Annotated in this window: 11 protein-coding genes; 5 read left to right on the plus strand and 6 right to left on the minus strand. The window is 40.4% G+C overall.

Annotated features, from left to right (window positions below):
- Window positions 1-201 precede the first annotated feature (201 nt).
- From FFR48_RS15640 to FFR48_RS15660, 5 genes are all read right to left on the minus strand, one after another.
- Window positions 202-2,010: a hypothetical protein gene (locus FFR48_RS15640; protein WP_137667995.1), complete on the minus strand. Its 1,809-nt coding sequence runs from the start codon at window positions 2,008-2,010 to the stop codon at window positions 202-204.
- Window positions 2,011-2,084: 74 nt separating this feature from the next.
- Window positions 2,085-3,227, minus strand: coding sequence for a hypothetical protein (locus FFR48_RS15645; RefSeq protein ID WP_137667996.1), 1,143 nt, complete (start codon window positions 3,225-3,227; stop codon window positions 2,085-2,087).
- A 73-nt stretch (window positions 3,228-3,300) separates the two neighbouring features.
- The gene (locus FFR48_RS15650) at window positions 3,301-4,752 is read right to left on the minus strand and encodes an MBL fold metallo-hydrolase (protein WP_137667997.1); all 1,452 of its coding nucleotides are present in this window, start codon (window positions 4,750-4,752) and stop codon (window positions 3,301-3,303) included.
- Window positions 4,753-5,116: 364 nt separating this feature from the next.
- Window positions 5,117-6,211 (minus strand): GAF domain-containing protein, encoded by a 1,095-nt coding sequence (locus FFR48_RS15655; RefSeq protein ID WP_137667998.1) that lies wholly within the window; start codon window positions 6,209-6,211, stop codon window positions 5,117-5,119.
- 32 nt (window positions 6,212-6,243) lie between these two features.
- On the minus strand, window positions 6,244-7,020 hold the full coding sequence (locus tag FFR48_RS15660; protein WP_137667999.1) for a MinD/ParA family ATP-binding protein: 777 nt from the start codon (window positions 7,018-7,020) through the stop codon (window positions 6,244-6,246).
- A gap of 121 nt (window positions 7,021-7,141) precedes the next feature.
- On the opposite strand from FFR48_RS15660, the gene FFR48_RS15665 reads away from it, so the two are divergent.
- From FFR48_RS15665 to FFR48_RS15685, 5 genes are read left to right on the plus strand one after another with little or no spacing between them, the layout of a single operon-like run.
- Window positions 7,142-8,320, plus strand: coding sequence for a DUF7005 family protein (locus FFR48_RS15665; protein ID WP_137668000.1), 1,179 nt, complete (start codon window positions 7,142-7,144; stop codon window positions 8,318-8,320).
- A 40-nt stretch (window positions 8,321-8,360) separates the two neighbouring features.
- Window positions 8,361-9,467 (plus strand): cyclic nucleotide-binding domain-containing protein, encoded by a 1,107-nt coding sequence (locus FFR48_RS15670; protein ID WP_137668001.1) that lies wholly within the window; start codon window positions 8,361-8,363, stop codon window positions 9,465-9,467.
- A 38-nt stretch (window positions 9,468-9,505) separates the two neighbouring features.
- Window positions 9,506-11,128: an NHLP bacteriocin system secretion protein gene (locus tag FFR48_RS15675; protein WP_137668002.1), complete on the plus strand. Its 1,623-nt coding sequence runs from the start codon at window positions 9,506-9,508 to the stop codon at window positions 11,126-11,128.
- A 6-nt stretch (window positions 11,129-11,134) separates the two neighbouring features.
- Window positions 11,135-13,345, plus strand: a complete 2,211-nt coding sequence (locus FFR48_RS15680; protein WP_137668003.1) for an NHLP family bacteriocin export ABC transporter peptidase/permease/ATPase subunit — start codon at window positions 11,135-11,137, stop codon at window positions 13,343-13,345.
- Between the two features lie 2 nt (window positions 13,346-13,347).
- Window positions 13,348-16,278 carry an NHLP bacteriocin export ABC transporter permease/ATPase subunit gene (locus FFR48_RS15685; protein ID WP_137668004.1) on the plus strand — a complete coding sequence of 977 codons (2,931 nt, stop codon included), beginning with the start codon at window positions 13,348-13,350 and terminating at the stop codon, window positions 16,276-16,278.
- A 40-nt stretch (window positions 16,279-16,318) separates the two neighbouring features.
- On the opposite strand, the gene FFR48_RS15690 is transcribed toward FFR48_RS15685, so the two are convergent.
- On the minus strand, window positions 16,319-17,803 hold the full coding sequence (locus FFR48_RS15690; RefSeq protein WP_137668005.1) for an FAD-binding oxidoreductase: 1,485 nt from the start codon (window positions 17,801-17,803) through the stop codon (window positions 16,319-16,321).
- Window positions 17,804-17,927: the final 124 nt, after the last annotated feature.

A 17,927-nucleotide genomic window follows, 5' to 3' on the forward strand; every position in this document is an offset into this window, starting at 1 on the left:
TGAAATCCCAAAAAATGCACACTTTTTCCGGTATACCCTTCAAAACCCTTGCACTAATTTCTGTGTTTATCAGCCTCTAACCTTTGATATATCAAGGTTTTAGGTTTATTCAGCAAACCCTAGTTAGAGCAAAATAAATTTGCACATTTGGGATGCTCCCGGCACTCATGCAAGAGGGAAGATACTTTCAGAGATTTTACATTATGTTCCTTGGATATAAGTAGGTAAGGCAAATTTGGTAATATACTCACAATGATGAGAACATTGATACCGGGGATGTATATTTGCAGTAGAAGACTCCCAGGAATTTAAATCGTATATTTCCGGGGAACAATTTTCAGCTAAAGCCAAAGCAGCTACCGCAGTAGAAATCATTTGATAGGTGTCAATATAAAGAGAGATACTATGATATTCCTCCTCTACTTTTTTTATTTGTTGTGGTTGCTCACCACTAGCTAAACGATGGTTTAACAATAATCCCAAGATATGTTTCATGGGAATTTTAGGATCAATAGCTAAACTAGAATAAAAAGGTGTACATACAGGAAACTTGCCATCCTTTTCCATAAAATCTAACAAACGCAATTGGCAACTTCTGAGAGTTCTCCCCCTAAACCCTAGCCTAGCCATAGACAAAATTGCCAAGGCTGTAGAAAAGGCCACATCATACTTGCCAAAGGAATAATCAGCATTCATACTCGTTAAAATCTCATTCAGCAATTGCTCACGCAAAAATTCAGCCGCCGCATCATTTTCAATTGCACAGGCCAGAGTATAATCTACTAAATAAGGATTGGCAAAATACAAACCGCTACGTTGTGCAAAACCAGCTTGTAAATAATCAATGGTAGTGTTTGTGGTTAACCATGCTTGGCGTTGCAATCCCCTAATTAAACAAGTTGTGGCATAATCAACTTGACACCAGTGGCGACAACTGTGATCAAAAAGCATTTTCCCTGCTTCCTCTTCCTCAGACCACAGTTGGGGATAGTACCCACCTTCTCCATCAGCAAATATTTCTAAAGCTGCAATGGATTCCTCGTCTTTAAAACCTTGTAAAATCAAAGCTGAATCCGTAGCGGTTACTAAGCGTCCTGTGTGAAAAGCCCAAAGTTTTCCTTGACGATTGTCTGCTAAAAACTGGTTTAAGGTCTGACGTGATTCTAAAATTCTCTCTGCTTCCACATCAGATAAACTAGCAAGATTTAAAGCTTGTAAAACAAACCCCAAAGGAACTAAATCACCATAGGCAAAAGATGGTTCAGGGGCTGGAGGTTGACAAGTCATGGCTAAATTGCCATCTGTACAGGCTGCGGTTGCTAATTGGGCTACAGCTGCCAAAGCCCGATTTTTACCGAATTTGATCCGAACTTCCGCAGCTTTGAGTAAACCCCCTTCTAATAAGGGGTCAATATTTCCATGTTGCAGGAAAAATATATTGCAATGGCCAGTGCGACTGAAATGGGAAAGAATACCCGCGTGAATGTGAACTGGTAAACGATTCCGAAACTGGGCTAAATAGTAGTTTTCCTTGGTTTCTCCTCCCAGAAATTTAACTCCCACTGCTTGCAGCAGTTCATAATGTTTTCCAGAAGGTTGTTCTGTAAAAATAGCTTGGGCTTCTCCGTGTCCTTCAGGGTTAATTTTAATATGCAGTAAAACGGGAGCAAAGGGAGACTGTTCCCCTAAACCCAGACAGTCAGCTTCATCCACTGCAAACAGTGACAACTGCTCAGAGAAACGTTGAGCTAAAGAAGATTTGATCATTTTTGGAGACCAACCCTGACCAGAGGTAGGTTCGCTTAACCAAGACTTATTCTCAGCCGCTAAAAATCTGCCGTGACTTGTCAGCACTACATGAGAGTAAGGAGCTAAGTCAATATCTTCAGGTAAATGATACATTTCCCTGGCGATCGCATCATCTGTCAATTGCCGAATTGCACCCAGATTAAATAAAACCATCCATTCTAGAAAATTAGGCAATCCTTGTAAAATTTCTGATACCAACATATTTATTGCTCCCCAAGATAAACTAATTTGTTAACAGTACGGCGATGATGGGTATTTAATCGAAAACGGAAAAGTTAAACACTAGAATTATTCAGTTCCCGGAAATGCTGTACAAAATCTGAAGTTATCAAAAAGTATTCCATCGCCAAATAAGCTTTTGCTAGTTGTGGCTGGTCATTTTGATAAACAATTTTGATGTGATGTATTCGCCTAAAAAAGACGGACTCAGAATTATTTTCCTGTAAATCTTTAGCCAGGTAACTCGGCCAAATACCTTGATAATTCTTCTCGCGGATAAATCCAGGATAATCTAATAAAGCGGCTTGCTTTGAAGAAAGACACAAATTTCTATCCACCAGATAATTTAGGAATAGTTGCCATTTAGGTTCTAATTTTGGTTGTTGGAGTAGATAACATTCTAAACCAATTTTAGGTGCAACACTCTCACCAACATCAATATCTAAATCAATTCTGTCAACTAAACCAGAAAGCTCTGTCAAAAATCCCTGGAGAATATCCGGCGCACCAGTCCAACCAATTTGTTGTAAATATGCTGTTATTTCTACTGGCGAAATATTCCTAATACAAACTCGCACCTGATTTTTAATATTTCTGGCTAACATTAAGCCAATTTGGAAAACATAAGCTTCTGGCGGTAAAAGATCTAAACAATTACAAAATGTTGCTTCTACTGACTCTGGTAAATTTGCATTAACGAGCAATGGAAAAGCATTTCTGGTAATCCATTCATAGCTATCATTATCAGCTATATTTCCATGCGGTGATTTCCTAGAATAAAGACTTTCCGCACCAAAGAAACAACTCGGTAATGGTAAATCACCTTGATAATCATTAATATCAAATTCTAGCCAGATATTATTGACTTTCTCATGCAGGATAGAAACCTGACTTTGCCATTCTTTACTAAATTGATTTATTTGTTGCCAAATAGGAGCAGAAATTAGCTCCGGTAGTAACTCACCATTTTCTGAAGCTAATATTTTCCTTTCAGATGCTTCTGCGTCTGTACAAATTAAAAAATCACTCTGAGGTTCTGCAATTCCTAAAGGACATTCAAACCCGAAAAAAGAGGTGATATTTCTAGGCAGAAAATCAGCCACAGCTTTAATTTTTAACCAATAGGTGGGAGAAATTAAAGTTGAGGGGGTGTAAGGTTCAACAAGTTGTATATAATCTGTTAATGAGGAGTTAATCATCAGCCATCAATAAATTTAAGGATGTTGTCAGTATTAACATTAACGATTTTCAAAGATTTTCACCGCAAATGCTTTAATTAAATACTTGATGGCAAATTGTGTGCTTGTCTTGGTAGAAATAACCCTCACCAATATGCCAAGGAATTACTTTTGTAGATGCTCCGATTTTCTTCAGTTCTTCTTGGGTTTCTTTAATTAGTAATTCATCCTGAGTTGTATAGCTACCTAATTCCGCCCAACTGTGCGCATAGGGTAAGCAAGATTTGGCTCCCACAATAGCAGAAATTGCTGCCACTCCCTTTGGTCCCAATGTAGAAATATATTCTCCCTCTTGTTTATTAGTAACAGAAAATATTTGCGGATTACTCAGTAAGTTACCAACAATATCTATCCCCCAACTTGATAAATCTGTACCAATTGAGTTATAGGATAATGGCTGGAAATTACTGATAATGTGATCGACATCAAACTTTTGTTTAACGTATTCTGCTACTTCTAGCATAGAACCTGCTGGCTCAGTACCAGCATCAATTAAAAACCAAGATGTATAATTTTCTGTGCGGAGTAAATATGTGTTTCCCCAGTTTCTTAATTCTGGATATTTTGGCTGATCATATTCGGGAACTAAAGGTTGTTCTCCGTAAAACGGTAAAACATGAATATCTATGTCCCCAACTGTAATTGGTTCAGCATACCAATCAACCGCAATCACATTCTCAAACCCAAGGCTTTTTAATCTCGCTTCCATATCCTCACAAGTAATTGTTCCTTGGGGTACTTTGGGAACGATGATGGGAATATCAGCCGGAAACATCATTAAGGTGGGATAATGCCAGTGGTCATAGTGACTATGGGAAATTAAAATCGCATCCACTAGACCTTCTAATTTAGCCCTAGTAATATCATCTTTCAAAAAAAGAATACCATAATTTGAATGGAGGTGAGGATCTACTAAAACTCCCGTGGTGTTACTTCTGTAAAGTAATGATGCGTGTTGCAGACGAATAACCCCTGGTGAATTTTGATAATTTATGTTTCTGTGAGGAGGTTGCTCTTGAACAATCCTCCACTTTATCCATTTATCTAATAAAAGTATTGCCGGATCACTAATTTGTTGAGAAATTTCCTGATAAGTGTTTTTTGACTGTCCGCAAAGATAAAAAAGTTTTTTTATTTCCGGTAATATTGCTGCATCTTCCAGGATTTCTACACCATGTTTACCTAAAAATGGTGGATACTTTGTATTATTAAATAACAAAGCTATCAGAGGATTGTTATCAATTAAAAGAAATTGTTTTTTTAAAGAGAAGCTACTCTCTACTTGGTTTGTATCAATATCAAAAAATATATCTGCTATTTTTTTGTGTTTATTTGCTGCTTGTAGAATTGCTTGTTTAAAATTTTTCAATTCAACCAAATAATTAAAAATTTCTTGAACAAAAGGTTGAATTGCAAAACATAAGCGATCGCTAACACTGATGGTAGATATTTGCGCGCCTTGAGTAAAGGAAATTGTTTGATTCATATAAAATGTGTGTGTATGTCAAAGGATGTTCAACTTGAATGGTAAGAAAATAATCAGGCTATATCTCAAATCTAAAAGCCATTGTCATCCTGGCTGCAAAACAGATTCAAGACTCATGGTCAACTCCCTGGTGTTATTTAAATTGAATACTATACATAATAAATTCCCTCACTGCCACAGTCAATACATAAAAGTTCAGTTTTCTTCAGTATTTTATTCAGGTTTCAGGCAATTAAGAACTATAACTTTTCTCAATTTGTAACTTTTGGTGAAGCACTTATGACACTTTGAGACTTACTTAGGGTTTGCTGAAAAAGTCCTTTCGTTGAGGCAGGGAACAGTTTCAGCTATCTGTCAGCGTATTTCAGCTAATATTGTTATTGTTTCGGAGTCGATCCGCACGTTGCTGCAAATTTTGAAAGAAATCACCTCCAACAATCTCAGCAACTTCGCTTTCTTTCTTCGATTGGTCGATTTGAATTTGCAATGATAATACTTGTTGTTTTAGCTTCTGTTCTCGTTTGTGGAACTCCCGAAACATATGAATAGCTGCTGTTGCTTGGTTAGCTAAAGCACTTAAAAACTCTAAATCTTCACCAGTATAACGAACCATGGGAGATAAATTATCGACGTATAATACCCCAATAGTTTCCTTATAGTTTTTCAGAGGAACACACATACAATTCTCAATCCCAGATCGCACAATAGACGCAGAGTCATTAAAATCAACCTGGGGGTTTTCCGTGATAATTGCATCTCCACTTTTATAAGCAAGATTAACGATTTTACGACTGTAAAAATCTTGCGTATTATGAATATACTCCCTTGACTTGACTGCTTTTGCTTCTAGTTTCTGGGAATCTTCATCTACTAAGAGAATTACCGCCCGATCAATTTTCATAATTTGAAATAGTAGATCTAGTATCTTCTGCAAAAGTTCATTGGGTTCGTTGGGAGAACAAAGTTGTTTACTTATTTCTAGGAGAATTTTCAGTTTGTTTACTTGGTGTTCCTGGGTGTGAGTATTGAAGTTAAGAACAGAGTCATCGCTAGACTGTTGGTCTAATAAATTTTCCAGTTTTTCAGGAACTTGGGGGATAGGAATTTGTTTGAAATTATTGCCTAAATATTGTTGTTTAGCCTCAAACTGCTCTAACCCAGATGTAGTCAGGTGGTGAACAAATTTAAAAGAGGAACTACCAAAAGCAACTTGGTCACCTTCACAAATTTGATAAATATCACCGATTTGCATTCCATTGACAAAAGTGTGATTACGACTTCCCAGATCATGAACTGTCACACAGTTAGGAGTGACATGAATTTGGGCGTGGTAACGAGATACAGTTTGATCAATGAGAACAATAGTATTATCTATTTGGCGACCAATGGTGTTAACTCCCAGTGTTAATTGATAAACTTTTTGGTTACCAGTTGCAGGAGCGTAGATTAAATAAGGCACGTCTGCTAGTCCAATATGGTTTAGCTATTAGTTTAAATAGTAAATGTTTTACCAGTAATTTGTTGAGCCATTCTTTGCATAACTTTACTGATAGCGTGGTTTTTATATTTGATGGTGAATATCCCTTGACTGGCTAAACGCAGCATATCCTGAGAGTCTGGCAGAATACCCAATACTGGTACATTATATGTATTTGTGACTTGTTGGCTCATTTGTTCAAAGTCGTATTCGGGTAGGGCTTTATTAACTATGAGAAACATCTGAGGGACTTTGAGACGGCTGGCCACATCTACTGTCACGGCTGTTCCCTGAAAATCTTGTTGATCAGGTCGCAAAATCAACAGCACAACTTGGGAAGCTGTTAAAGAAAGTAAAGTTTCTTCACTTAGACCAGGATGAGTATCAATAAATAAATAATCTAAGTTCAGGGTTTTAATCAGATGCTCATATCCTGCAAATAACAATTCTGGATCAAAACCTTGTCTTAATATCCGAGAAATATCATTAACTTTGACACTGGCTGGGACTAAGTAAAGTTTACTATTGGGAGTACCCTGTCCTTCTAAAACATAACTCACATCATGGGCAGCATCGCTGATTTTATTCTTCCCCCACAGAAAATCATTCAGAGTTGTACGGCCTTGTAGATCTCCTAAACCAAATAGAATATGAATTCCAGGGGAAGGGAGGTCAGTGTCAATAATCCCAACACGATGTCCTTGACTAGCAACCAACGTTGCCAAATTGGCTGTGGTATTTGATTTACCAGTACCGCCCCGATAAGAGTGGATAGAAATAATTTTTGACATGGCTTAAATACCGAAATTATGAAAAATGTTACAAAAATAAAACATCCGAGTAAATTATACAACAACTTTTTCATCTATTATTAACCATAACATACCTTTTTTTTTGCTCTTGGCGGTAGCAATGAATTCCTTAAAATTTTGCACCGATACTTTAGCAGCTTATGGAGCTAATGAGTCAGAAGTTCTGGAACTACTGGCTTACAATCAAAATGTTTTTACTCTTCCTGGGGTAGAATACCTGCTCCAAAGCGAATCTGAACCTTATCTTGCTACCTGGGAGCAATATGTCCAGGAATCTCATCTTATAGGGGCTTATGCAACGTTGCAGACCCATTTGGTGCAACTGCAATTTCCGATTGTCGGAGGTATCAGTGAAACATCAGAATATCGGTCTGCAACTCGCAAAGGCAAATCAACTGCACAGATGAAAATGGCTACCGGGCTAACTTTACTAGCACCAGAAAATCTGCAACTATATATTCATCAAACCTTAGCGGGTGGGATTCCGGTTTTAGTAGCAGGTAATAGACATGATTTTGTTAGCTTAGTCCAAGCTTTAACTAAACGCAATGAACCGCACTCTATTCCAGAATCAATGGGTGCTTGTATTGTGCAAGGATATAACAACTGGGATCGGGTAAGACAATATCAACAGGAATGGTTAGAGAAACAACAAGATCAAAATCAGTCAAATTGGGAAACGGAATTTCAAAACTTAATTCAACATCCAGAACTATATCGAGACCGATTTATTTTATTGAGTTCAGGAGTATATAGCAACGTTAGGGGGGCTGAGTTAGGGCTGGAGGAACAACAATGGTTAGAACTATCAGTCAAAATTCGCTTAGAACATGAATGCACCCATTATGTAACACGCCGTTGGTTTGGCTCGATGCGAAATAATATACTCGATGAGTTGATTGCAGATTATCGAGGAATTGTCAACGCTATAGGTTATTATCGGGCAGATTGGTTTTTACACTTTGTCGGTTTAGAAGCTTTTCCCACCTATCGTCAAGGAGGTAGATTAGAAAATTATCGGGGAGAGCCTTCACTTTCCCAAGGGGCGTTTATAGTTTTACAAAGGCTGGTGAAAACAGCAGCGGAAAATATAGAAGAATTTGACCAAAAGTTTCGCCAATCAGCCAAAACAAGACAAGAAGAAATGTCAATATTGATAGCTTTAACAACTCTGAGACTGGAAGAATTAGCATCTGCACAAGGAGTATTCCTGATAGAATCAGCCCTCAATGATGTTAAACATCTGCTTTCCCCAGGTTGTGAAATTACACCCCTGTAAGTCCAACCTTTTAAACCTTGATGATTAAATAGGTGAAATTATGATAGACCTTTTTCACAAACAGTTAAGTAATAGCGATATCCAATGGCTGAAAGAAAACGGAAACATAGAGAAAATTGCATCAGGAGATGTGTTAATTGAACAAGGGCGATCGCCTGATTATTTATATCTAGTAATTAGCGGTAAACTCAGCGGCAGTATTAGTCAAAATCAAGGTGGTAGGTTGGGGCGTGTTTTTGCTGCCCTGGAGGAAGACCAAGATTTAGAAGCAGAAATTTCCAGCTTTAACCCTGGAGAAGTGATTGGCAAAATATCTGCACTAGAAATAACTCCAGGAATAATGACTGTAAAAGCAAGACAAAATTCCGATCTCCTAGCTATTTCCTCCGCCAAACTGCAAGAGAAAATAGCAGATGACTTTGGTTTTGCCGCCCGATTTTATCGGGGAATTGCTACTTTACTGTCAGAACGTTGGCGACAACTAGTACAGCACTTTTTACGTCAGCAAAAAGGACAAATTCCGCCCCTAGAGGATGTACCGCTCATTTTTGGAGAACTGAGTGACAGCGACGTTGATTGGATGTTAGGGGCGGGAAGATTGATACAAATATCAGCGGGAGAAGTTCTCATCCGCAATGGCCAGCAAATCGAAAATCTGGATATTATCCTCCAAGGAGTAATGGCGGTTTTAGTCAAAGAAGAACAACCCAATCGGCTGTTTAGTGTTTTCGGGCTTCTAGAAAACGATGAACAGCCAGATGGATTATTAGAACAAGAGATCATCCGTCTTTACAGAGGAGAAATTGTTGGAGAAGCGATCGCCATAGATAAACCCACCTCAACCTCAACCTTAACAGCCTTAGAAAATTCCATTTTACTGAGAATTAGCGAACAACAACTATTAGTAAAACTACAGCAAGATGTAGGAACAGCATCCCGTTTTTATCGAGTTGTTTGTTTGCTACTGGCGGGGAGATTGCAAGGTCTAATTAGCCGTTTGGGATACGGCAAAGGTCGTTACCAAATCGGTCAAAGTCTAGATTTAGAAACAGCCTACGAAGATGAAATTGATTTGGACATCATGGATAACTTGACTCTGGGAGGAGCAAGATTTGACTGGATGCTCAAACGATTAAAAGTCAGTTAAACCCTCAGCAAATATAAATCATCAGTGAGTTAATTGTTATGTCAGATTCATCCAAAAAACTATTTCGTGAGGAATCCCTAGAACGCCTATCTTCACCAGAAAGGCTCGACCAACTTATGAATGTTGTCAATCCTAGAGCTTGGATACCATTAGCCGGATTGACATCTTTGGTGACAATAGCCGCAATCTGGAGTGTCCTTGGTCGCCTTCCCCTCACAGTTACCGGACAAGGTGTGTTGTTATATCCCCGCAGCGTCATCCAATTGCAAGCACCTGGTGATGGGACAGTAGTTGAACTCAAAGTTCAACCTGGAGATGAAGTCAAAAAAGGAGACATCATTGGCATTATCAGCCAACCTTCTCTAGAAAAGCAACTACAGCAAGAAAAACAAAAGCTGGCAGAACTATTGACTCAAGCACAGGACAGTAACTTAGCACTCAAAACTAGACTCGCTTCAGAAAGGATAAATCTGGACAAACAGCAGGTTAACCTGAAACTGAGCTTAAAGCGAGAGTCGATCATGCCAGAGTTACGCAGAAAAAATCTCATCCTACTAGACCAAAGTCGTGAAGTAATTCAAAAACGACTGAGTAATGATCAAAAAGTTTTACCAAGTCTGCGTCAAAGAAGTATTGAGTCTATTCAACAAAGAAGAGAAGGTCTTAATGATCGCATAGAGGAAATTAATAAATTGCTACCCCAACTGGAAACACAGCTAGCAGCTCGCCGCCAATTGTATGAACAAAAAATTGTCAGTGCGGATCTGATATTAAGCGCCCAAAGAGAATATTTTGATAGTCTAGCCCGACTCTCTGATCTGGAAGCCCAACAAAAACAGCTACAACTAGAACAGGTAAATACAGAACGACAGTATTTAGATTCGATCAACCAAAGCAACGAACTTAACGTTAAACTGCAAGAAAATCAAGTGCAGCGAGCTGATCTGGAAAGACAATATCAGCAAAGCTTGAATACCATTGACGAGATCAATAGCAAACTCCAAGAAGTTAAAAGTCAACTAGCCAGATTAGATCAAGAAGAATTAGAAGCACGGATTAATAGAAAGAATAATATCGAAGAGGTGAGAAGAAGAATAGCTCAAATAGAAAGAGAAATAGAACTAAAGAGCAAAATTATCAGTGATTATGATGGCAAGGTTTTAGAATTATCAGTTTTGCCAGGGCAGATAGTGTCTGGAGGTTCTCGTCTAGGGGCAATTAACTCCCAAGGAGCAGCAGCCAAACTCATGAGCGTTATGTACTTTGCTGATAAGGATGGTAAGCAAGTTAAACAGGGCATGGAGGTTCAAGTTACCCCTAGTCTAGTAAAGCGAGAAAGATTTGGCGGTATTCTAGGCAATGTCACAAACGTTACACCATTTCCTGTGACTATACAAGATATGTCAACTGTCATTGGCAACCAAAATCTAGCAGAAAGTCTAGCCCAAGGTTTGGCATCAGGAGGAGGGAACGCCCCGATCCAAATTTTTGCCGAACTGAAAACCGACAATACTAAGAGTGGCTATCAATGGTCTTCCTCTCAAGGTCCCGATATCCAGCTATCTCCGGGAACTACAGTACAAGTCCGAGTCAAAGTAGGAGAAATTGCACCCATAGCCTACGTTATCCCCATCTTTAGATCCATTACTGGTATTTATTAGTAAATTATGTCCATAGCATTTATTTCTAACTTGATCAGACCAAAGGATAGAGGTTACGTCCGAACTCCTACCTTACTGCAAATGGAAGCTGTAGAATGTGGGGCGGCTGCCCTTGGTATTATCTTGGGCTATTACCGTCGGATGGTTCCCTTAACAGAATTGCGTCGAGAATGTGGAGTATCCAGAGATGGTAGCAAAGCCTCCAACGTACTCAAAGCGGCTCGGTTGTACGGTTTAAATGCCAAAGGATTTAGAAAATCTTTAGAAGATGTACAGACAATTAAACCTCCTTTTATCGTCTTTTGGAACTTCAACCACTTTTTAGTAGTGGAGGGGTTTGTTGGTAAAACTGTCTATCTCAACGATCCAGGAGATGGTCGGAGAAAGATTACTTTTGATGAATTTGACCAAGGGTTCACAGGGGTAGTCCTGGTGATGGAACCCGGACCAGAGTTTAAGAAGGGTGGTAGGAAAAAAGGGATTCTTCCTGCCTTAGCCTCACGCTTGCAGACTTCCCGCACAGCAATTATTTTTTCCTTGGTGGCGGGATTGCTGCTGACAATTCCTCGCTTGGCTGTACCTGCCTTTACTCAAGTCTTTATTGATGAAGTTATAGTTCAAAACCGTACTGATTGGCTGCGTCCCCTATTGTTGGGTATGGTGGTAGCAGCCTTGCTGAGAGGCTTGTTAGCTCGCTTGCGGCTCTCCTATCTGCGAAAATTACTACTGAAACTGTCAGTTACTATGTCTGGTCAGTTTCTCTGGCATACCATCCGCTTACCAGTGGGGTTTTATGCTCAACGCTTTGCGGGAGAAATTAGTAGTCGCGCTCAACTGAACAATAAGGTTGCGGAGGTTCTATCAGGACGTTTGGCTACCACGGCCATAGACTCCTTAATGATGGTGCTTTATGCCTTGATTATGTTCTTCTACGATCCAGTATTAACTCTCATTGCCATTCTCTTTGCTTCAGCTAACTTTGTAGCCCTGCAATCCCTCTCCCGTAACCGAGTTGATGCCAATATCAGATTATCTCAAGAAACAGGGAAAGTAGCTGGAGTAGCTATTAGTGGTATTCAAAGTATTGAAACAGTTAAAGCTAGTGGCTTAGAGTCTGATTTATTTTCTAAGTTTGCCGGTTACTATGCCAAAAGCATTAACGCCCAGCAGGAATTAGGACTTTCCAGCGGTATACTAGGCAGCTTACCGACAGTGTTAACCTCATTAGCTGTCACCTCCATTTTAGTAGTAGGGGGATTTAGAGTGATGCAGGGCAGTCTGAGTATTGGGGCGCTGGTTGCCTACCAAGCTCTGACTGAGCAATTTCTCGACCCTGTGAATGAATTAGTTAACTTTGGTAGTACACTACAGGATTTACAAGCAGATTTAAACCGTCTTGATGATGTTTTAGAAAACCCAATAGATACCGAAGCCCAGCGCGAAGTTGACCAGCAAAACTCCACCCCTGCATACACTCAAGAGTCATTTAAATTACAAGGATATGTAGAACTGCGGGGACTAACCTTTGGCTACAGTCGTTTAGAAGATCCTCTAATTTCAGATTTAAGCTTGAGTTTAAAACCAGGGGAAAGAGTCGCCTTAGTCGGTGGTAGTGGTTCAGGTAAGTCTACTGTGGCTAAGTTAGTCACCGGACTATATCAACCCTGGTCAGGGGATATCCTTTTGGATGGGATACCTCGCCAGGAAATAACTCGCCCTATTCTTGCCAATTCCCTGGCGATGGTAGAGCAGGAAATTTTTCTGTTTGCAGGTACTGTGCGGGAAAATCTGACTCTTTGGGATTCAACCGTACCGGAAGAAGATCTAGTCAGAGCCTGTGAAGATGCCGCTATCCACGATTTAATTTTGAATATGCCTGGTGGGTATAATACCCAACTTACTGAGGGGGGAATGAATCTAAGTGGAGGTCAACGTCAGCGGTTGGAAATTGCCAGGGCTTTGGTGAGAAATCCATCCGTATTGGTTCTTGATGAGGCAACTAGTGCGCTGGATGCGGAAACGGAGTTGATCATTGACAGAAACCTGCGTCGGCGTGGTTGTTCTTGTCTAGTTGTTGCTCACAGACTAAGTACGATTCGTGATTGCGATGAAATTATTGTCTTATCCCGGGGAAAAGTAGTACAGCGGGGTACTCACGAAGAATTACGAAGCAAACCTGGAGTATATACACGATTAATAGGTACTGAGGAAGGATAAATATGACTATTACTCGGCAGGGACGTATTGTTAAAGGTAATGAACCATTGCTTTTAAATGATCCTGAGAAAATTTGGTTTGTCAAGTCAGGTTCTTTAGTCTTGCATGGTATCTTGGTGGAAAACTCACAGGTGAAAGGTGGTCGCCGCTTTTTGTTTAATGTCGGTGCTGGAGAAGCTTTATTTGGCGCTAGTTTAGCACTAAGCAGCCAATCTCAAGAGTTTAGGGGCATTTTGGCAGTAGCACTAGAAGAAACTGAACTGCTGGAACTACCATTCGAGGAGTTGTTAGAGCAAGTTAAAGATGGTAACTGGGAGGCGATCGCTCTCATAGAAGGGTGGTGTTATCACTTAGGAGAATGGCTAAAACAGCATCACCAGTTGACAAGCAATAGTATTGTAGCAGAAGGAACTCACTACATATCTTTACTGAAAGAGCAAACCCTTGTACCTCCTCAATATTCCACAGGTAATGGCAAAAAAAGACAAAATATATCGTGGGTAGTCTGTCAACAAGGCAGAACTCGCTGGAGAGGAATAGAAGACTTCATCATAGATAGTTCTTCTCCCCCCATACCCTTGGTAGGTGGTACTTGGTTGGAAGCGGAAAATCCGGTTGAAGTTTATACAGCACCCCTGCAAGAAATAGCACAGGTGCAACAGTTACCGGCAAGTTTAGCCCTGTTACACACTTACTTTTTTCACCTGTTTAATGTTTTAGAGCAGCAGCATATAGAGTCAGAATTTCGGCGTTTCCAGCAAAGGCAGGAATTTAACCGCCGGATGATTGAAAGTTCTATGGAAGAACTAACTTCAATCTTAGAACCGCAACAAGCAACATTTCTACCAGAAGGAACTCCTTTACTGATAGCAGCGGGGGCTGTAGGTAGATTCATGGGGATTAAAATTCTTCCCCCCGCGGAGTCAGAAGACCTGGAAAGGGTGCAAGATCCCCTAGAAGCGATCGCCCGATCTTCCCAATGCCGAACCCGTCGAGTATTGCTGATAGGGGAGTGGTGGAAACAGGAACACGACGCTTTGTTAGCCTACACCAAGGCTGATCAACCTGTAGCTTTATTACCAGGTCTAAATAATTCTTATCTGCTATTCGATCCTGAGACTTTAAGTAAAATTCCCGTCAATGCTAACATTATCGCCAACATCAAACCGGAAGCCTATGTATTTTATCGGCCCCTACCACCGTTGATTAACAAAGCCATAGATATTTTCCGTTTTGGTATCAGAGGGTATGAAAAAGATGTAGCACTAATATTCATCTTGGGTATTTTAGGATCACTGCTGGGGATGGTGACTCCCCAGGCAACGGCAATTTTAGTTAATGATGCTATTCCCGACAGCGATCGCTCCTTATTATTACAACTGGGACTGGGTTTATTTGCGGCTGCTTTGGGAAAAGCCACCTTTGAATTAGCACAACAGATTATTACCTTAAGAGTAGAAAATGCCGCTGATGCTGCCCTACAACCTGCCTTATGGGATCGCATCCTCAAATTAAGTCCTGGGTTTTTTCGCCAGTATGCCTCTGGGGATCTGGTGAATCGTCTCTTAGCGGTGAGTGAAATTCGCAGTCAATTAAGTGGTTCTACCCAACGCACACTCTTAACTGGAGTCTTTGCACTCCTCAACTTAGGGCTGATGTTTATCTATAGCTGGAAACTAGCTTTAGTGGGTGTTGGTATAACGGTCTTAGTGATGATTGTGACAGTGATTTCCAGTCGGATGTTAATCGCCAAACAGAGAAAACAAGAAGAATTAGATGGAGAGATTGATGGATTTACTGTAGAACTAATCAACGGTGTAGCTAAACTGCGTGTGGCTGCTGCCGAGGAAAGAGGATTTGCCGCATGGGCAAAAAAATATAGTTATCGAGCCAAATTACAATCAAAAGTTCAAGGAATTAACGATAGTTTAACAGTTTTCAATGAAGCCCTATCTATGGTCAGTTCCATACTGATCTTTTGGTTTGCAATTCTGTTTATTCAGATGGCGGCAGTTCAGAGAAACCCTAGCGGACTATCAGCGGGGGCATTTTTGGCGTTTAATTCGGCTTTTGGTGTGTTTATTAGCAGTGCCACAAATATTAGTAATACTCTGACTGATATTTTGGAAATTGTTCCTTTGTGGCAACGAGCCAAAACAATTCTGCAAACAGAACAAGAATCAGATCCCACCAAAGCTGATCCCGGGCGACTGACTGGCCGCATTGCTTTAGATCACGTCACTTTCCGCTATCGGGAAGATGGTCCGCTCACCCTGGATGATGTCAGCATCCATGCAGAACCGGGAGAATTTATTGCTATAGTCGGACCAAGTGGCAGTGGTAAATCTACAGTATTTCGCCTGTTATTGGGCTTTGAGACTCCCGCCAGCGGCACAATTTATTACGATGGACAAGATTTAGCTGGGCTGGATATGCCAGCAGTACGACGACAATTAGGTGTAGTGCTGCAAAATGTCCGCATTTCTTCTTCCCCAATTTTTGACAGTATTACATCCGGGGCTTTAGTTACTTTGGATGAAGCCTGGGAAGCAGCCCGCATGGCAGGATTTGATGCAGATATTAAAGCTATGCCTATGGGAATGCACACGGTAATTAGCGAAGGGGGAACTAACCTTTCTGGGGGACAAAGACAAAGGCTATTGATTTCTAGGGCGCTGGTTTTAAAACCTAAAGTTCTGTTGATGGATGAGGCTACTAGTGCTTTGGATAATCAAACCCAGGCTATTGTCACTCAAAGTTTAGATCAAATGAATGCCACTCGTATTGTTATCGCCCACCGTCTCAGCACTATTCGCAATGCTGATCGCATTTATGTTGTGGAAGCAGGTCGAGTAGTACAGGTAGGAAATTATGATCAATTGGTTCAGGAGGATGGATTATTTGCCCGCTTGGTAGCACGACAGTTAGATTAGTTTTTGACCTGTTGCAGAGATTTCTCTGCAACGCCCTTGTTTAAAAGCAGTCATATCTACCTGGAGCTAAGATATTTTCAGGATCAAGGTTTTGTTTGAGACTACTCATAAATTGGGCATAATCATCTTGTGTTGGAGGTAAAGAATTCATGGATTGAATTCCTAATCGGTCGGGTATGTATCCAGCAGCTAACAACCACTCTAGTAATTGATCATGACAGTCCATGGCTTGTGTGTCGGACCCTGATACCTCCCGATCATACATAATGGCTATAAACAGGCGTACAGTCCTAGCTGATATACAGTTCATGCCCAAATTTGGTTCAAACTGATAAAGTTTAATTGTAGAAGCAATCACTTCTAAGGCTTCAACTATTTGTTGACCATCAAAGGGAAACAATAGGCACAGCCACACTACGCCACATTGATCCCGGTCAGGATTAAGGTCATGGGGAATCTTGGTTTTTTTACGCCAATAGGTACTTCTAATATTCTCATCATCGGGTACGCCTAATCCATCTTCCTCTGGATTTGTCTGGGCAAAATCTACTGGCTGTAATTCCTGGGGTAAGGTTTCTGCAACTATTTGACGTTGTGCTAAACCTTCCCCTTGGCTGTTCGCAAATAATGAACCACCGGCAAACCAAGGTTCTATTCCTTTCATCTCTTGTAACGATAAGGGTGTTTTACCCTGAGTTAATTTCCAAGGGTATCTTCCTTCTTTGGCTATAACTTTGTAACAATTCCAGATGTAAAAACAACTCTCTGGAATGGTTCCTTGCAGGATTAAAGTTTGCACACTATCCAGTAGTCTGGCTAAACCTGTATAATCATTAACTCGACAGCTAAAGGTCTGGTAATATTTAGGCATGGGTAGCAGCCAGACCGTCATTTGGGTGACAATTCCCAGGTTAGACTGGGTGAAAATTCCATCTACATAAGGACCAACCCCCCAACGTGCAAGGCGAGTGGTTTTAGCATGACCAAAACGACTAAATCCAGTATGAATACATTCTCCAGTTGGTAATATCACTTCTAACCCGCAAACATGAGCAAAGCGATCGCCTAAAGGACCTGAACCGTCTCCCCTTTCTAATGTGTTACCAATGACACTAGCTTCAGGAGATCCACCAATGACAGACAGAAATAAATTAGATTTTACGGACTGGAGATACTCATAAACCTGACGAAAAGTTACCCCAGGTTGTACTGTAATATAAGCAAGTTTTTCATTGTAGTCAATAATTTGATTCAGCCGTCCCAAGTCCATAATCACATTGCCATCTTGGGGGGGAACCCTAGAACCAAAGCCCCAATTTTTACCACCACTAATGGGATAAATGGGTGCTTTGTATTCATTGGCAATTTTAACGCATTCTTGTACTTGGGTGCGATCGCCCGGTCTAATTATTGCTAGTACGCGCTGTTTAGTAGCAAAGGTCGCAGTGGCAGCAGCATCAATTATATGATTTTCTGTTAATACGTTCTCTGCTCCTAGAATCTTTTTCCAGGCTTGTAATAGTATTTATCAAATGATGACTAAATCAAGATCAAATTTATTAACCCTCAAATGTGCCAATAGGAGGATTTTTAGAATGATTTTGTTGTTCTTCAACAAACTCTTCAACTGTGTAAACATCAGGCCAAAC

The organism is Sphaerospermopsis reniformis (genome assembly GCF_005402885.1).
Classification (GTDB): domain Bacteria; phylum Cyanobacteriota; class Cyanobacteriia; order Cyanobacteriales; family Nostocaceae; genus Sphaerospermopsis; species Sphaerospermopsis kisseleviana.